Source organism: Dietzia sp. ANT_WB102 (genome assembly GCF_008369165.1).
GTDB lineage: Bacteria > Actinomycetota > Actinomycetes > Mycobacteriales > Mycobacteriaceae > Dietzia.
In genome coordinates, this window is sequence record NZ_VOBA01000001.1 from 1896853 (window position 1) to 1912489 (window position 15637).

Consider the following 15637-nt stretch of genomic DNA (forward strand, 5'->3'; position numbering starts at 1 on the left):
AAACGAGACAGATCATGGATTTCGAGTATTCCCCGCGGACGGCGGAGCTCGCCGAGAAGCTTCAGGTGTTCATGGATGAGCACGTGTACCCGGCAGAGGCGGTATACAACCGCCAGCTCGCCGAGAACAACAACCCGCACGAGCAGCCACAGGTGATGCGGGACCTCCAGCGCACCGCCCGCGAGCAGGGCCTGTGGAACCTCTTCATGGCCCATGGCGATCTCGGTGCGGGACTGACGAACCTCGAGTACGCGCCGCTGGCGGAGATCGTCGGCCGCTCGCTCATCGGCAACGAGGCGATCAACTGCTCCGCCCCGGACACCGGCAACATGGAGATCCTGGCGCTGTACGGCACCCCCGAGCAGAAGAAGCAGTGGCTCGAGCCGTTGTTGAACTGCGAGATCCGGTCGGCATTCGCCATGACCGAGCCGGCCGTCGCGAGCTCGGACGCCACCAACATCTCCACCAGCATCATCCGCGACGGCGACGAGTACGTCATCAACGGCCGTAAGTGGTACGCCTCCGGTGTGCTGGACCCGGACTGCAAGCTCATGATCGTGATGGGCAAGTCGGACACGGAGGCGGCGACCTACCGGCAGCAGTCGATGATCCTCGTCCCGATGGACACCGAGGGCGTCACGGTCGTGCGCGACCTGCCGATGCTCGGGTACCACGACCGTCTCGGTCACGGCGAGGTCGTCTTCGACAACGTCCGCGTCCCGGCCACCAACATGCTCGGTGAGGAGGGGGGTGGCTTCGCGATCGCCCAGGGCCGCCTCGGACCCGGCCGGATGCACTACGCCATGCGCGCGATCGGCATCGCCGAGCGGGCCCTGGAGATGATGTGCCAGCGCGCCACCGACCGCGTCGCCTTCGGCGAGCCCCTGGCCAAGCGTGGCGTCATCAGAGAGTGGATCGCCCGTAGCCGTATCGAGATCGACCAGATCCGGCTCGTCACCTTCAAGGCCGCGTGGCTCATGGACACCCAGGGCAATGCCGCCGCGCGGTCCGAAGTGGCCGCGATCAAGATCAGTGCGATGGAGACCGCGCACCGGGTCGTCGACCGCGCGGTGCAGACCTACGGCGCGGCGGGCGTGAGCGACGACAACGTCCTCGGGCGCTTCTTCGCGCTGACGCGCGCGCTGCAGATCGCGGACGGGCCGTCGGAGGTCCACCTGCGCACGATGGCTCGCCTGGAACTGAAGAAGTACACCGCCACGACGGAGGTCACGCGATGAGTACCCCGACCGGACTGCTCGACGGCAAGGTCGCCCTGGTCACGGGCGCCACGCGAGGGCTGGGAAAGGCCACGGCGCTGGCCCTGTCCGAGGCCGGCGCCACGGTGATCGTCTCCAGCCGCAAGGCCGACCAGTGCGAGGCCGTGGCCCGGGAGATCTCCGAGGCCACCGGGACCCCCGCGCACGCACTGGCGCTGCACGTGGGGGACTGGGACGCCATCGAGCCCGCCGTCGACACGATCGTCGCCGAACACGGTTCGCTCGACATCGTGGTCAACAACGCGGGGATCGCGCCTCTCGCGCCCACCTCGCTCGACGTCAGCCAGAGATTGTTCGCCAAAACGATTGAGGTCAACCTCCAGGGCCCGTTCCGTCTCCTGGCGGTGGCCGGCGACCGGATGGTCAAGGCCGGCGGCGGCTCGATCATCAACATCTCCAGCATCGGTGCCGAGCGGCCCAGCCCGCAGGAGGCCACCTATGCGGCGGCGAAGAACGGACTCAACGCGCTCACCCGCGCCTTCGCCCAGGAGTACGCCCCGAGCGTCCGGGTCAACTGCATCATGCCCGGTGCGTTCGCCTCCGACATGGCGGCGGACTGGGACGAGGAGTTCCTCGGGCTTGTCACGGGGCGTCTGCCGGCCGGGCGTCTCGGTGATCCGCGTGAACTCGCCGGGATGGTCGTGCATCTCGCCTCCGACCAGGCCGGCTACACCACGGGCGCACTGATCCCCGTGGACGGCGGACGGACGGCGGTGTACTGATGGCCACCCCAGCAGAACTGTTCGATCTCTCCGGACGAGTCGCCGTCGTCACCGGTGCGTCCTCCGGTCTGGGTGACGGATTCGCCCGCACCCTCGCCGCCGCCGGGGCCACCGTGGTGGCCGCGGCCCGCCGCGCCGACCGTCTTGAGGCGCTCGCCGCGGACCTGCCCGGGGTGGTCCCGGTGGAGTGCGACATCACGGTTCCGGCCGATCGGGAGCGGCTCGTCGGTGTCGCGGCCGAGATCAACGGTGGGGTTGACATCTTGGTGAACAACGCCGGACGACCCGGACCGCCGGACGCGCTGACGGAGAGCGCCGAGGAGTTCGACGACATCCTCCGGGTCAACCTCACCTCCGGCTTCCACCTGTCGGTGGCGGCGGTCAAGGCACGCCAGGATGATCTCGGGATGTCGATCATCAACGTCTCCTCGGTGGTCGGACTGGTCTCTACCGCGCCGATCGGGGGAGCCGGGTACGCGGCCAGCAAGTCCGCGGTGATCGGCGCGACCCGCGAACTCGCCGGACAGTGGGGGCGTCAGGGCATCCGGGTCAACGCGGTCGTGCCCGGATGGTTCGATACCGAGATGACCGACGGACTCTTCACGAACGACAAGTCGGCCGGCTGGGTGCGGCGGAACTCGATGCTCGGTCGCGGTGGTCGCGAGGGCGAAGTCGACGGCGCGGTGCTGTTCCTGGCCTCCGACGCGTCGAGCTACGTCACCGGACACGTGCTGACCGTGGACGGGGGATGGACCGCGCGATGACCGCCACGGAGACCGCCGCCGAGCTGCCCCACGGGATGCGGGCACTCAGGCTCCACGAATGGGGTGTTGCGCCGTCGCTGGACCGCATCCCGGTGCCTCAGCCGGGGCCGGGCCAGGTTCTCCTGCGCGTCGACGCGGCAGGTCTCTGCCATTCCGACCTGCACATCATGGACGCCGACGCCGGGGTGCTGCCCTACACACTGCCGTTCAACCTCGGCCACGAGGTGATGGGCGCCGTCGTGGCCGTGGGCGACGACCGGGACCGTGAATGGATCGGGCGCTCGTGTGGGGTGCACGGTGTCTGGTCGTGCGGGGAGTGCCGGGCGTGCGCGGCCGGACGGGACAACTACTGCGTCGAACTCAACGGCCCGATCGGCTGCGGAACGGGTTACGACGATGGACTCGCGGACTTCATCCTCGTGCCGTCCACCCGGCATCTCGTGGAACTGGATCCGGCGGCCGGTCCCGAGGTGGCGCCGATGACCGACGCCGGGCTCACCGCCTACCACGCCGTCGTGTCCCAGCCCGTCGACCTCCGTGGTGCCATCGTGGTGGTGGTCGGCATCGGCGGCCTCGGACATCTCGCACTGCAGGTCCTGACCCTGCGCTTGCCGTCGCTGGTCCTCGCCGTGGACCCGCGTGAGTCCGCCCGCGAGCTCGCCCTGCGACTGGGCGCCCATCATGCCGTGGCCTCGGTCGCGGAGGTGGACGCACTCGCCGCCGAGCTGTCCGGCGGCTCCGGGGCCGATCTCGTGCTGGACTTCGTCGGCGCACCGGACACCATGGGCGGTGCACCGGGCCTCATGGCCGGAGGCGCCTGCCTCGTTGTGGTGGGCTCGGCCGGCGGGAGCCTGACCGTGACCAAGGGCGGCGCGCTGCCGCGCGGCTGGCGCGTGGAGGCCCCGTTCTGGGGCCCGCATCACCACCTGCAGGACGTACTCGATTTGGCAGTGGCCGGTGACCTGGCGGCGGTCGTGGAGCAGCGTCGTCTGGACGAGGTCCTCGAGGCTTATCAGGACCTGCGGGAAGGCCGGGCGGACGGACGCCTCGTCGTCGTCCCCTGACACGCGTCACCACCGACGCCGGACCCTCGGCGGCTCCGTCACACCCCACCCACATCCTTCACACACCATCGAGGAGAACGCGACCATGAAGCAGCTGGCCCGGGACGTCACAGAGCGTGCCGCCCGAACCCCCGACGCCATCGCGGTCGTCGACGGAGACGGCGCGCACACGACCGCCGAGGTCTTGGACGCTGCGCGGGAGCTCGCGACCGTGCTCGAGTCGGCCACCGACGGCCCCGCCACCGTCCTCGTCCGCGCGGACAACTCCTGGCGCACCGTGGCGGCCGCTCTCGCCGTCGGGCTGTCTGGAGGTCTGCTCGCGGTGATGAGCGGGCACGCCACCCGGTCCGAATTCGACGTCGCGATGGAGGACCTCCGGCCCGACGCCGTCGTCGCCGACGGCCCGCTCTGCCAGGTGTGGAACCTTGCCGGGCACGGCTTCGCCCCGGCCGGCGCGGTCCTGTCCGGGTGGGAGGTGCACGGCCCGTCGGACGGGCGGTCGCGTGGCGTCGACCGCTGGAAGGGCGGGTCGGTGGCGGCGATGACCTCCGGCTCGACCGGGCGTCCAAAGTGCGTCATCCAGACTGAGGACGCCCTGCGGTACGCGGGGGAGGCGACCATCGACGCGGTGGGGCTGCAGCCGGGTGATGCGATCGGCGCGCTTGTGCCGCTCTCGTCCGCAGCGGCGATCTGCTTCGGGATGTACCTGCCCACCATGCTCGGCAGCCCGATGGTCGCCGACGCCAAGTGGAATCCGGAGAACGCCATCGCCGTCCTCCGTGACAACAAGGTCGCGTGGACGATGCTCGTTCCCACCATGGCTCTTCAGCTCACCCTCGTCGACGATGCCGACGGCGCCCTGTCCGCGATGAAGGCCATGACGGTCGGTGGCGGACCCATGAACCAGAACTCGTTGCGCTCCGCGGAGCTCACACTCGGCACCACGTTCCTGCGGGTGTTCGGGATGTCCGAGGCGCTGGGACACACGACGCCGTCGCCGGAGGACGACGTCGAGGTGCGGCTCGGCCGCGACGGCCGTCCCTTCCCCGGGACGGTGTCCCGGGTCGTGGACGAGAACGGCGGGGAGCTCGGGGTGGGCCAGGTCGGATCGTTGCAGGTCAAGGGGCCGTCGGTGTTCCTGGGTTATGCGCGCGGAGGTGAGCCCGTGGCCCCCGACGTGACCGAGGACGGGTTCCTGGCCACCGGGGACCGGGCCGTGCTCTTCGACGACGGCTGCGTGAGCATCCGGGGCCGTGAGAAGGACCTCATCATCCGCGGTGGGCGGAACATCGACATCAACGAGGTGGAGGCCGCGGTGGCCGGCATCCAGGGCATCCACCAGGTGTGCGTGGTCCCCGTCCCGGATCCAGTACTGGGGGAGCGGGCGGCCGCACTGGTGGTCGCGGACGGTGAGGCCCCGACTCTGGAGGACATCCGTCGGGAGCTCGAGGCCGCGGACTTCCCCAAGTTCAAGTGGCCGGAGTTCGTGATCGCCGTCGACGCACTTCCCCAGTCCCGGGTCGGCAAGCTCGACCGGTCCGGCGCCGCGGAACTCGCTGCGACGCTCGCCAGCGACACCGCGACCTAGCGGTTGCGGCGGGTGACTTCAGCCAAGACAATATGAGTTGAACTCACTTTCGCTTAATCTTGATCGATAATCACCGAGCACGGGGGTACTACGTGATGACGGCCAGCACCAAGACCGAGGGACCGCGATCCAAGCGCAAGGTCATCCTCGACGCCGCCGTGGCGAACTTCGGCAGTGTCGGTTACGAACACACGAAGTGGGCGACCGTCGCGAAAGAGGTGGGGATCGGTCAGACCGCGCTCTACCACTACTTCGAGTCCAAGGCGCACTGTCTGCTGACCATCATGACCGCCGAGCTCACCCGATATCACGAGAGGTTTGAGGCCGCGATCGACGGCGCCTCCGACGTCGAGTCCGAGCTCAGGGCAGTGATCTCGAGCGCCTACGACATCACCGAGAGCGAGGCGCTCCAGGCGCGCATCCTCCTGCATCACATCGACATGCTCGCGACGCCACGGTCATCGGCGCGCGAGGAGGAGGAGCGGGTCCGCGCGCGCGAGATGGTGCGAGTGGTCGAAAAGGCCTGGTCCGATCTGCTCGGGCGCGGGATGGACTCCGGGGAGTTCCCGCGGCGGGACGAGAAGGAACTCGGTCGGTTCGTGCTGGGCCTCATCAACTCGGTGTGGAACTGGTACCGGCCTGCCGGTGGCCGCAGTCTGTCCGAAATCGCGGAGTCGGTCACCGACGCCTGCGTGAGGCTGGTGCACTGACCGCGTTCCTCCCTGGCGGGGACGCCCGGGTGCTACCTTGGCCACAGTAGTTGAAGTGAATTCAAGTGTGGAGGCATTCATGTACAACCTGATCGTCATGGCGGCCAAGCCGAGCGAGTGGACCCACGAGCAGTTCATCGAGTGGTGGCGGGGCGAGCACGCCGACGTCACCTACCCGTTGCCCGGCCTGCGCCGCTGGTCCCACACCGCCGTCAAGGAGAGCGGGGGGAACAAGCACTCCCTCGGTTGGGACGGGGTGTCGGTCCTCAGCTTCGACTCGAAGGAGGACTATGACGCGATGCTCGAGAGCCCGGAGTGGGCCAAGGCCGCCGAGCACGTCGGCTCCATGGGGGGCCGCGCCATCATGGTGATGGGTGACGAGCAGGTCATGGTCTCGCAGTCGTGACCACCCAGGGGGTGGACTGGGCCGAGATCGGGACCTATCAGGTGGCCGACTCGGTGCACCGTATCCCCCTGCCGATGCCGCAGGACGGCCTGCGTGCGATCAATGTCTACGTGGTCCGCGGGGTCGGCGGGGTGTCCCTCATCGACGCCGGCTGGAACGTCCCCGGCAACCTGGAGATCCTCCGGGACGGTCTGGCGTCGATCGGTCTGGCCCTCGAGGACATCGACGACATCCATGTCACGCACATCCACCGTGACCACTACACGATGGGCCCCGAACTGCGTCGGCGGGTCGGTGCGCGGGTGCACCTGGGTCGGATGGAGGAACCGGGGCTCACCGCGCTCCGTAACCTCGCGAACACGGTGCCGGCTGATTCGTTAGAGCAACTCGGTCGCGCCGGGGCGCCCGGCGTCGCCGAGGCCGCGCGGATGCAGGCGCACACCGAGGAGTGGTTCGAGTCCGATTGGGAGCTGCCGGACGAGTGGACCGACCAGGGTCCGGTGTCTGTGGCGGGCCGGGACATGCGGGCCACGGTGACGTCCGGCCACACCAAGGGTCATCTGGTCTTCGACGACCCCCGCCTCGGTGTGACCTTCACCGGCGACCACGTGTTGCCCAGAATCTCGCCGTCGATCGGGTTCGAGCTGGGGGGCTGGGACAACCCCCTCGGCGACTATCTGGCCTCGTTGGAGGGGATGCTTCGCCGTCCTGATGCGGTGATGCTGCCGGCACACGGCGCCGTCGGTGGGAGTGTCCACGGACGGGTCCGGGAGCTCCTCGAGCACCACGATGCGCGGCTCGACGCGACCCGGCGGGTCCTGCTCGGGTCTCCCGGCGCCACCGGACACGAGGTGGCGGGCTCGCTGCCCTGGACCCGCCGGGAGCGGACGTTCGACGAACTGGACGACTTCAACCAGATGATCGCGGTCTGTGAGACGATGGCCCACCTCGATGTCCTGGTCCACCGGGGCGTGGCCGTCGTGGATCACGTCGACGGCGACGGGGTGCAGCGCTTCATCGCCGCCTGACAACGTGCGGGCTCGTCACGAGGCCGCCGAGCGGGTCAGCGGCCCGCGGGATCGTCCCGCGGGCCACTGACCCGTTCGCCGTCGGTCGCCCGCGTCAGCGGGCGGTCCAGCCGCCGTCCGCGTAGACCTCCGCACCGGTCATGAACCCGGCGTCGTCGCTGGCGAGGAACGCGACACTGCCGGCGATCTCGGCGGGTGTCCCGAGGCGGCCCATGGGGGTGTTGGCCACCATCCCGCGGTGACGCTCGGAGCCCTCGTAACGCTCCAGGAGCTGGGGGGTCTCGATGAAGCCCGGATGTAGCGAGTTCACCCGGACGCCCCTGCCCGCCCAGTGGATCGCGGCGTTCTTCGTCATGGTCCGGACCGCGCCCTTGGCCGCGTGGTAGGCGAAGCTGTTGCCGAAGCCGCCGACGCTGCCGAGAATCGAGCAGACGTTAACGATCGCCCCGCCCCCGGTGCGCTCGATCGCGCCTCCGGCGTGCTTCATGCCGAGCCATGCGCCGGTCTGGTCGACGTCGATCACCCGTTGCCAGTGCTCGGGAGTCTCCTCTTCGACTGACTTGAGGCTGCCGATCGCGGCGTTGTTGCCCAGGACGTCGATGCGGCCGTGCGCCTCGAGCGTGCGGTCGACGGCGTCCTCCCAGTCGCCCTCCGACGAGACGTCGAGCGACAGTGCGAGGTGCGGGCCGGAGGGGAGTGAGGCGACCAGGTCGTCCACGGGGCAGCCGGCGAGGTCGGCGGCGACGATCACGGCCCCCTCGTCGGCGAGGCGGCGGCAGATCTCCGAACCGATTCCTCCGGTGGCACCGGTGATCAGGATGATCCGATCGGTGAAGCGTTCCATGTGTTGCCCTCTCGAGGTGATGGGGGCAGGAGCGTTCGCCGCGAAAGCGACAAAACAAACTCAGTTCAGTATAGGCGTGTGGGTCGGCAATCAGGCGGGGAACGCCACCATCAGGGCGTCGGCGACGCACGCCGGGGTGTCGCTGCCCTCGATGTCGATCGTGTACCGGACGCATCCCAGGACGCCGCCGCCCGAGGTCCCGCGCGTCCACTTCACGCGGCCCCGGGCACGGATGCGGTCTCCGGGGCGGACGAACGCGGGGAACCGGACCTTGTCCAACCCGTAGTTAATCGCGCGGCCCGAGGAATCGAAGGTGAACAGTTCGGAGCTGAGCCGGGGGATGAGCGCCAGCGTGAGGTAACCGTGGGCGACGGTCGAACCGATTTCAGAGCCCGCGGCGCGCTCGGCGTCGACGTGGATCCACTGGTGGTCCTCGGTGGTGTCCGCGAAGTCGTCGATCCGGCCCTGGGTCATGGTGAACCAGTCGCCGGCGCCGAGGTCGGTACCGGCGGAGTCCTTGAACTCCGCCACGGTTCGGAAGGTCACGGGCATGGGGCTCTCCTGTCGTCAGGCTGCGTGACTGAACTGAGTTCAGCGTGTGACACGCTACCGTTGCGGGGTGAACGACGAGTGCGGTCCCGCGAGCGGTCGGTTGACGATCGGTTACGTCCCCGGTGTCCAGCCGGACAAGTGGCTCGCGCGGTGGCGCGAGCGCAATCCGCGCGTGCCGATCTCGGCCCGGCGCACCGGTGACCCGCGCGCGGAGCTCGCGGACTCCTCCGGCGACGACGGCTTCGACGTGATCTTCCTCCGCGAGCCCGACGAGGCACCGCGCTCGGCGCCGGCCGGACTGCTCCGGGTCCCGCTGTACACGGAGACGATGGCCGTCCTCGCCGAGAAGGACCACGAGCTCGGGGCGTTCGACTCGGTGAGTGCCGCCGACCTGGAAGGGGAGCGGTGGCTTGAGCCGGTGGACCCGATCACGGCGTCGCCCGACGAGGTGTCCGCCGCGGTGGACCTCGTCGCCGCCGGGGTCGGACTGCTCGTTCTACCACTGCCGTATGCGCGTGCCCTCAGCCGGCGCGACTTGGTGGCGAGACCGATAGAGGGGGTCCCCGCGACTCGGATGGGCATCGCGTGGTCTCCGTCGCGGGAGAGCGATGAGCTGATCGACGAGTTCGTCGGCATCGTGCGGGGGCGCACCGTCGGCAGTTCGAGGGGCGCAGGGGAGCCGCCGCGTGAGAAGCGGACCGCGCGCGAGAAGACCGCCGCCAAGGCGAAGGCTAGGGGCCACCGTGCGCCCACAACTGCGGGCCGGGGCAAGCGCAGGCGGTGACCGACGCGGGCGTCCGGCGGCGCTGACCGGGGTTGTCGCGCGGCGGAGCAGACCGTGGCCCGGTGAGGGTCAGGCCTCGGCGGCGCCGACCATCCCGCGGGCGAACTCGAGGTGGCGGGCGACGACGTCGTCAGCCGACAGCGGCCCGTCGGGCCGGTACCAGGACGCGATCGACACGCACAGTGAGGCGATGGCGCGGGCCGCGTCCTCGGGGTGGGTGCAGGAGAACTCCCCGGAGTCGACACCGGCGCGGATCGCGTCTTCGATCATCTGCTGCTGGGCATCGCGCTGCGCGATGTGGCGTGCGCGCACGTCCGGGTCCATGCTGCGCATCTCGGTGGACGCCACGAACGCGTGGTCGCGCCGCGCCATGTGGAAGCGGGCGAGGCACTCAACCACGTTCTCGAACCTGGTCACGGTGCGGTCGCCGGCGTCGTCGGCCGCGGCCTGGGTGTGCGTGAGCATCTCCGCCATGGCCGCGTCCACGACCGCCGCGAGGATGGCCTGTTTCGAGCGGTAGTGGTGGTACAGGCCAGGTACGGACAGTCCGGCGGTTTCGGCGATCATCCGGATCGATGCACCGTGATAGCCGTGTCGCGCGAAGATCTCCAGAGCCGCACGCAACGTCGGGGACAGCTTATCCGTACCGAACTCGCGCCACTGCGCTGCTCTCTCGGTCTTCTCGATCATCGTCACAACCATATCTGCCCCCTGCTTGACACCCGATGTGGCGTGGGTAACACTATGGCACACCGAGCGATCGATCGGTCGGTGACTCGCATGACGATCGCGAACGAAAGGAGCGAGGATGAGCCAGGACGACCCGCGGCCGTGGCGCACGCTGTATCGACCGGGGCTCGACGAGAGCACGGTGACGAGACGGTCGACGCTCGTGGACGCCTGGCGCGACCGCGTGGCGTCCTCGCCGGATCGGGTCGCCATCGCGTACTTCGACGCGATGCTGTCCGCCCGCGACGTCGACTCCATGTCGGACGCGCTCGCCGCCGCCCTGCAAGATCGGGGGGTGGGGTCCGGCGACCGAGTCGGTATCCACCTGCAGAACATCCCGCAGTACGCACTGGCGATGCTCGCCCTGTGGAAGATCGGCGCCGCCGCCGTCGTCCTCAACCCGATGTACTTCGGCCGCGAACTCCGGCTACCCGTCGAGGACTCCGGCGCGGTGGGGATCATCGCGACAGACCGGGACGTGCCCGCCATCCGGGACGCGGTCAGCGGCACTGCCGTGGCGTGGGTGCTCAGCACCAGCGAGCGCGACCTGCAGACCAGGAACGACCCCCGCGCCTTCGGCGACGACCACTCGGTCGCACCTTCGAGCGACGGCGACCTGGTCGTCCTGATGGGCGAGTACCAGGGCCGGACCCCGCAGCGGGCGGAGGTCACTCCCGACGACCTTGCACTGCTCACCTACACCTCGGGCACCACGGGGCCGCCCAAGGGGGCGATGAATTCGCACGCCAACGTGATCGCGGTCGCGCGCAGCTTCGCGGACTTCGTCGGCATCGTCCCAGGGGACGTCGTCTTGGCTATCGCCCCGCTGTTCCACATCACCGGTGCCGTCATCAACGCCACCCTCGGGCTGATCGAGCACACCACCCTCGTCTTCGCCGGACGGTTCCGGCCCGAGGTTGTGCTGGACGCGTTCCGGGAACACGGTGTGACATTCACGATCGGTTCGATCACCGCCTACAACGCGCTCATGAGACTGGATGAGGCACGACCCGAGCACTTCGCGGCCGTCAAGGCTTTGTACAGCGGTGGCGCGCCCATTCCGCCGTCGACGGTCGAGCGGTTCGCCGAGCGTTTCGGCCATTACATCCACAACGGCTACGGCATGACGGAAACGACCTCCGGCGTCATCGCAGTCCCGCCCGGGCAGCGTGCACCGGTCGACACGGCAAGCGGAACCCTGTCCATCGGCGTGCCGTTGCCGGGGGTCGAGGCGGCTGTCGTGGGCGTGGACGACCAGCCGGTCGGGGCAGGGGAGCAGGGTGAACTCGTCCTGTCCGGGCCGCAGATCGTTTCCGGGTACTGGCGCAACGAGGCCGCTACCGCCTCGACCATGCCGGGAGGCCGCCTCCACACCGGAGATGTCGCGGTGATGGACGCCGACGGCTGGGTCTACCTCGTCGACCGCCTCAAGGACCAGATCAACACGTCCGGCTACAAGGTCTGGCCCCGCGAGGTCGAGGACGCGCTGTACGAACACGACGCCGTCTTCGAGGTCGCTGTCGTTGGGCTCCCCGACGAATACCGCGGGGAGAAGGTCGCTGCGTTCGTCTCGCTCAAGGACGGTCGCACTGTGAGTGAGGACGACCTGGTCGCCTTTGCCGCGGGCCGACTCGCCGCCTACAAGCGGCCGAACGAAGTCCACCTCGTTACCGAACTGCCCAAGACCCAGACAGGCAAGATCCGCCGTCGCGAACTGCGCGATGAACATTCCCCCTCCACCGACCACCCCACCGAAGGACCCTGACATGAAGGACCCTGACATGACCGAGGCCCCCCTCAACCCCGCCGGCCGTGCGAACGTCGGCACGATCGCGGACGCGACCGACGTCGCGGTGCCCGCGCAGTCCGCCGTAGGGAACCGCAACGCGCTCAGATCGCTGGCCGCCAGCACCACAGGACAGCTGTTCGAGTGGTACGAGTGGACCGCCTACGCTGTCTTCGCACCGTTCATCGCCGCGGCGATGTTCAACAACGACAACCCGGTCTCCGCGCTGCTGGCCACCCTCGCCGTGTTCGCGGTCGGGTTCCTCATGCGACCTCTCGGCGGGATCGTCTTCGGACGCATCGCCGACGTACGCGGCCGCAAGTACGTCCTCATCACCACGATGCTCATGATGGCTGGCGCGAGTCTGCTGATCGGCCTGCTCCCCACCTACGGATCGATAGGCGTCTTCGCCTCCGTGCTGCTCCTGCTGTGCCGAATGATCCAGGGCTTTGCGCACGGCGGTGAGTCCGCCACGGCGTACAGCTATGTCGCGGAGATCGCGCCGCCTCACCGCCGCGGAATGTGGGGCAGCCTGGTGTTCGTCGCCATCATGGGCGGGACCGTGATCGCGTACGGCATCGGCGGCACCATCACCGAGGTGCTCTCCGAGTCGGCCGTCGGTGCATGGGGTTGGCGCATCCCGTTCCTGCTCGGTGCCGTGTTCGCGCTGTTCGTGCTGTACCTGCGGTCGGGGATGGAAGAGTCCGACGTCTTCGACAAGGCCGCCGCGGCCGTCGCCGCTGACCCGGACACTCCGGTGGCCACCTTCTCCACGGGGCGCCTGGCGCGCGCCATTGCGCTGGTCGTGGCCATGGTCTCCGGCATCACCGTCGCCCACTACACCTGGAGTTCGTACGCCTCCACGTTCGCGATCACGCAGCGCGACATGGATTCCGGTTCTGCCTTCTGGATGATCTTCGGCAGCCAGCTCATCGCGCTGTGCACGCTGCCGTTGTGGGGTCTGCTGTCGGACAAGATCGGCCGTCGCCCGGTGATCTACATCTTCGCGGTCGGCACCATCCTCACGACGCCCTTCCTGTTCGGGCTGATCGACGAGCGTCCCTGGACGCTGTTCGTGGCCTCGCTCATCGCCATGACCCTGGTCGCGGCAGCGGGCTCGATCCTCTCCTCGTTCATGTCCGAGGCCTTCCCTACCAAGATGCGCACGTCCGGCATCGGGTTCGCCTACTCCCTCGGTGTCGCGGTCTTCGGCGGCAGTGCGCCGTACCTCAACGCCCAGTTCATCGAGTGGGATCTCTACTGGATGATTAGTGCCTACATCATCGTGCTCTGCGTGGCCACCATCATCGCCACGGCGATGATGAAGGAGACCAAGGGCAACGACCTCCACCGCGTGGGCCACGACTAGACCGGCTCGAATCGCCCACTCGGTCGCCGATCAACCGCGAGGATCCATTCCATGACCACTTCATCGTCAGCGTCGACAGGCCTCTCCGTCGACGAGTTGCTCCGCCCCGACGTCGTGGGGCCCAAGATCGCCCACGCCACCGGTGACCGGGCCTGGGCCGACTTCGACGCCGAGCTGATCGCCGGCGGCAAGTCCAACCTCACCTTCACGCTCCGGTCCGACGCCGGCGAGCTCATCCTGCGTCGCCCGCCCACCGGGACACTGTTACCCAGCGCCCACGACATGGGCCGCGAGGCGCGCATCCAACTCGGGTTGGCGGACACGGACGTGCCGGTGGCCAAGGTGGTGCTCAACGAGACCACCGGCGACGACCTGGGCGTGCCGTACTACGTGATGGAGAAGGTGGTCGGTCACGTCATCCGGGACGCGCTGCCCCCCGGTTTCGCGGAGGGTGACGACGACAAGGAGGCCATGGCGGACGCGCAGATCGACGCTCTGGTCAAGCTCCATTCCGTGGACCAGGACGCGGTCGGGCTGGGTGATCTCGGTCGCCCGGAGGGCTATCTCGAGCGGCAGTTGCGCCGTTGGCTGGGGCAGTCGGAGAAGTCCAGCCCCTCCGTGCGGGCGGACCGCCTGCCCGACCTGGCCGCGCGTCTCGGCGAGAGCATGCCCACCTCGCCGTCGTCGCGGATCATCCACGGTGACTACCGCCTCGACAACTATGTCGTCGACCCCGACGACCCGGGGCGCATCAAGGCGATCCTCGACTGGGAGCTGTCCACACTCGGCGATCCGATCGCCGACCTCGCGCAGACGGTCCTGTACTGGGGCGACCCGGACGGGCCGAGGGTGCCGCTCATCCCGAGCATCACCACCGAGCCCGGCTGGCCCGGCCCGCAGCGGCTGCTCGACAGGTACTGCGCGGCCACCGGCACGGATCCGTCTCACATGCCGTGGTACCTCGCGTTCGCCACGTTCAAGTTCGCGGCGATTGCCCAGGGCGTGGCCACCCGCTCCGAGGCCGGTGACATGGCCGGTCAGGTTTTCGGCGACATCGGCCCGCAGATCCGCGAGTTGGTCGACCACGGCCACTCGATACTCGACTCCCGGAAGGGGACCAACTGATGACCGACTCCCTGCCCGGTGCGCCGACACCGGTCGATCCACGGACGGGACCGCAGTCGTCAGTGCCCGTTCTCGACCGATTCAGGATGGATGGCCGCGTCGTGGTGATCACGGGCGCCTCCTCGGGGCTCGGCGCCGGCTTCGCACGGGCGCTTTCCTCGGCCGGTGCGACCGTGGTCCTGGCCGCACGACGCCGCGAGCGCCTCGACGCACTCGCCGAGGAACTCCGCGCAGCTGGCGGAGCAGCCTCGACCGTGGCCTGCGACGTCGCCGACCCCGATGCGTGCGCGGCCATGGTCCGCCACGCGATGGACGAGCACGGCCGCATCGACGTGCTGGTCAACAATGCCGGTATCGGGACCGCAGTGCCCGCACTCAAGGAGACACCAGAGCAGTTCCGCGGGGTCGTAGACGTCAACCTGAACGGCGCTTACTGGGCAGCCAAGGAGTGCGCGGCCGTCATGGAGCCCGGCGCGTGCATCGTCAACGTCGCGAGCGTGCTGGGCCTGACCGCCGGGTTCGCCCCGCAGGCCGCGTACTCGGCGACCAAGGCGGCCGTGCTCGGGCTGACGCGCGACCTGGCGGCCCAATGGGGTAGCCGCCGCGGTATCCGCGTCAACGCCCTGGCTCCCGGCTATTTCGCCTCCGAGATGACCGACGAGATCCCGGAGAAGATGCTCGCGGACATCACCGGCAGCACCATCTTCGGCCGGCTCGGGCTGCAGCCCGAGCTTGACTCCGCGCTGCTCTTCCTCGCCTCGGACGCCTCGTCCTTCATCACCGGGACCACGCTCGTGGTCGACGGCGGCATGACCCTGCACTAACGGAACGAAACAGACCTGATCCGCCCGCGGCTCGCGGCCGCGGGCACGCCTCTACAGGAGTATTG

General features: G+C 69.0%; 16 protein-coding genes. 13 read left to right on the top strand and 3 right to left on the bottom strand.

The features are described 5' to 3' along the window. Positions 1-14 precede the first annotated feature (14 nt). The 8 genes from FQ137_RS08715 to FQ137_RS08750 all read left to right on the top strand — a co-directional run bounded on the left by FQ137_RS08715 (position 15) and on the right by FQ137_RS08750 (position 7559). A complete protein-coding gene (locus tag FQ137_RS08715; RefSeq protein WP_149292031.1) occupies positions 15-1238 on the top strand; it encodes an acyl-CoA dehydrogenase family protein in 1224 nt (407 codons plus the stop codon). Then, positions 1235-1999: an SDR family NAD(P)-dependent oxidoreductase gene (locus FQ137_RS08720; RefSeq protein ID WP_149292032.1), complete on the top strand. Its 765-nt coding sequence runs from the start codon at positions 1235-1237 to the stop codon at positions 1997-1999. Before FQ137_RS08715 ends, FQ137_RS08720 begins: the two co-directional genes overlap by 4 nt. After that, a complete protein-coding gene (locus FQ137_RS08725) occupies positions 1999-2763 on the top strand; it encodes an SDR family NAD(P)-dependent oxidoreductase (protein ID WP_149292033.1) in 765 nt (254 codons plus the stop codon). The genes FQ137_RS08720 and FQ137_RS08725 overlap by 1 nt, the downstream gene beginning before the upstream one ends. Beyond that, on the top strand, positions 2760-3827 hold the full coding sequence (locus tag FQ137_RS08730) for an alcohol dehydrogenase catalytic domain-containing protein (RefSeq protein WP_255583858.1): 1068 nt from the start codon (positions 2760-2762) through the stop codon (positions 3825-3827). Before FQ137_RS08725 ends, FQ137_RS08730 begins: the two co-directional genes overlap by 4 nt. An 85-nt stretch (positions 3828-3912) precedes the next feature. After that, on the top strand, positions 3913-5415 hold the full coding sequence (locus FQ137_RS08735) for a class I adenylate-forming enzyme family protein (RefSeq protein WP_149292034.1): 1503 nt from the start codon (positions 3913-3915) through the stop codon (positions 5413-5415). Positions 5416-5510: 95 nt separating this feature from the next. Continuing rightward, the gene (locus FQ137_RS08740) at positions 5511-6125 is read left to right on the top strand and encodes a TetR/AcrR family transcriptional regulator (RefSeq protein WP_149292035.1); all 615 of its coding nucleotides are present in this window, start codon (positions 5511-5513) and stop codon (positions 6123-6125) included. Positions 6126-6204: 79 nt separating this feature from the next. Beyond that, positions 6205-6531 carry an EthD domain-containing protein gene (locus tag FQ137_RS08745; protein ID WP_149292741.1) on the top strand — a complete coding sequence of 109 codons (327 nt, stop codon included), beginning with the start codon at positions 6205-6207 and terminating at the stop codon, positions 6529-6531. After that, on the top strand, positions 6528-7559 hold the full coding sequence (locus FQ137_RS08750) for an MBL fold metallo-hydrolase (protein ID WP_255583861.1): 1032 nt from the start codon (positions 6528-6530) through the stop codon (positions 7557-7559). The genes FQ137_RS08745 and FQ137_RS08750 overlap by 4 nt, the downstream gene beginning before the upstream one ends. Positions 7560-7653: 94 nt before the next feature. Here the strand turns inward: FQ137_RS08750 and FQ137_RS08755 are convergent, their stop codons facing one another. Both FQ137_RS08755 and FQ137_RS08760 read right to left on the bottom strand, forming a co-directional pair. After that, on the bottom strand, positions 7654-8403 hold the full coding sequence (locus FQ137_RS08755) for an SDR family NAD(P)-dependent oxidoreductase (protein ID WP_149292036.1): 750 nt from the start codon (positions 8401-8403) through the stop codon (positions 7654-7656). A 90-nt stretch (positions 8404-8493) separates the two neighbouring features. After that, positions 8494-8955 carry a MaoC family dehydratase gene (locus FQ137_RS08760; RefSeq protein ID WP_149292037.1) on the bottom strand — a complete coding sequence of 154 codons (462 nt, stop codon included), beginning with the start codon at positions 8953-8955 and terminating at the stop codon, positions 8494-8496. 67 nt (positions 8956-9022) lie between these two features. Here FQ137_RS08760 and FQ137_RS08765 point away from each other — a divergent pair, with 67 nt between their 5' ends. Further along, a complete protein-coding gene (locus tag FQ137_RS08765) occupies positions 9023-9739 on the top strand; it encodes a substrate-binding domain-containing protein (RefSeq protein WP_149292038.1) in 717 nt (238 codons plus the stop codon). A 69-nt stretch (positions 9740-9808) separates the two neighbouring features. Here FQ137_RS08765 and FQ137_RS08770 read toward each other — a convergent pair whose 3' ends face one another. Next, positions 9809-10429 carry a TetR/AcrR family transcriptional regulator gene (locus FQ137_RS08770; RefSeq protein ID WP_149292039.1) on the bottom strand — a complete coding sequence of 207 codons (621 nt, stop codon included), beginning with the start codon at positions 10427-10429 and terminating at the stop codon, positions 9809-9811. 118 nt (positions 10430-10547) lie between these two features. Between FQ137_RS08770 and FQ137_RS08775 the strand changes: the two genes are divergently transcribed. The 4 genes from FQ137_RS08775 (at position 10548) to FQ137_RS08790 (ending at position 15572) form a co-directional block, all read left to right on the top strand. Then, entirely contained in the window at positions 10548-12233 is a 1686-nt protein-coding gene (locus tag FQ137_RS08775) for a class I adenylate-forming enzyme family protein (RefSeq protein ID WP_149292040.1), read from the top strand. Between the two features lie 16 nt (positions 12234-12249). Then, a complete protein-coding gene (locus FQ137_RS08780) occupies positions 12250-13623 on the top strand; it encodes an MFS transporter (protein ID WP_149292041.1) in 1374 nt (457 codons plus the stop codon). A 51-nt stretch (positions 13624-13674) separates the two neighbouring features. Next, on the top strand, positions 13675-14748 hold the full coding sequence (locus tag FQ137_RS08785; RefSeq protein ID WP_149292042.1) for a phosphotransferase family protein: 1074 nt from the start codon (positions 13675-13677) through the stop codon (positions 14746-14748). A gap of 62 nt (positions 14749-14810) precedes the next feature. Continuing rightward, complete coding sequence (locus FQ137_RS08790; protein WP_223146510.1) at positions 14811-15572, top strand: SDR family NAD(P)-dependent oxidoreductase; 762 nt, start codon at positions 14811-14813, stop codon at positions 15570-15572. Positions 15573-15637 lie beyond the last annotated feature (65 nt).

Excerpts from the sequence above, each read along its gene's own strand:
- FQ137_RS08715 (WP_149292031.1), top strand. The coding sequence starts at position 15 with ATGGATTTCGAGTATTCCCCGCGGACGGCGGAGCTCGCCGAGAAGCTT.
- FQ137_RS08720 (WP_149292032.1), top strand. The coding sequence starts at position 1,235 with ATGAGTACCCCGACCGGACTGCTCGACGGCAAGGTCGCCCTGGTCACG.
- FQ137_RS08725 (WP_149292033.1), top strand. The coding sequence starts at position 1,999 with ATGGCCACCCCAGCAGAACTGTTCGATCTCTCCGGACGAGTCGCCGTC.
- FQ137_RS08730 (WP_255583858.1), top strand. The coding sequence starts at position 2,760 with ATGACCGCCACGGAGACCGCCGCCGAGCTGCCCCACGGGATGCGGGCA.
- FQ137_RS08735 (WP_149292034.1), top strand. The coding sequence starts at position 3,913 with ATGAAGCAGCTGGCCCGGGACGTCACAGAGCGTGCCGCCCGAACCCCC.
- FQ137_RS08740 (WP_149292035.1), top strand. The coding sequence starts at position 5,511 with ATGACGGCCAGCACCAAGACCGAGGGACCGCGATCCAAGCGCAAGGTC.
- FQ137_RS08745 (WP_149292741.1), top strand. The coding sequence starts at position 6,205 with ATGTACAACCTGATCGTCATGGCGGCCAAGCCGAGCGAGTGGACCCAC.
- FQ137_RS08755 (WP_149292036.1), bottom strand. The coding sequence starts at position 8,403 with ATGGAACGCTTCACCGATCGGATCATCCTGATCACCGGTGCCACCGGA.
- FQ137_RS08760 (WP_149292037.1), bottom strand. The coding sequence starts at position 8,955 with ATGCCCGTGACCTTCCGAACCGTGGCGGAGTTCAAGGACTCCGCCGGT.
- FQ137_RS08770 (WP_149292039.1), bottom strand. The coding sequence starts at position 10,429 with ATGATCGAGAAGACCGAGAGAGCAGCGCAGTGGCGCGAGTTCGGTACG.
- FQ137_RS08775 (WP_149292040.1), top strand. The coding sequence starts at position 10,548 with ATGAGCCAGGACGACCCGCGGCCGTGGCGCACGCTGTATCGACCGGGG.
- FQ137_RS08780 (WP_149292041.1), top strand. The coding sequence starts at position 12,250 with ATGACCGAGGCCCCCCTCAACCCCGCCGGCCGTGCGAACGTCGGCACG.
- FQ137_RS08785 (WP_149292042.1), top strand. The coding sequence starts at position 13,675 with ATGACCACTTCATCGTCAGCGTCGACAGGCCTCTCCGTCGACGAGTTG.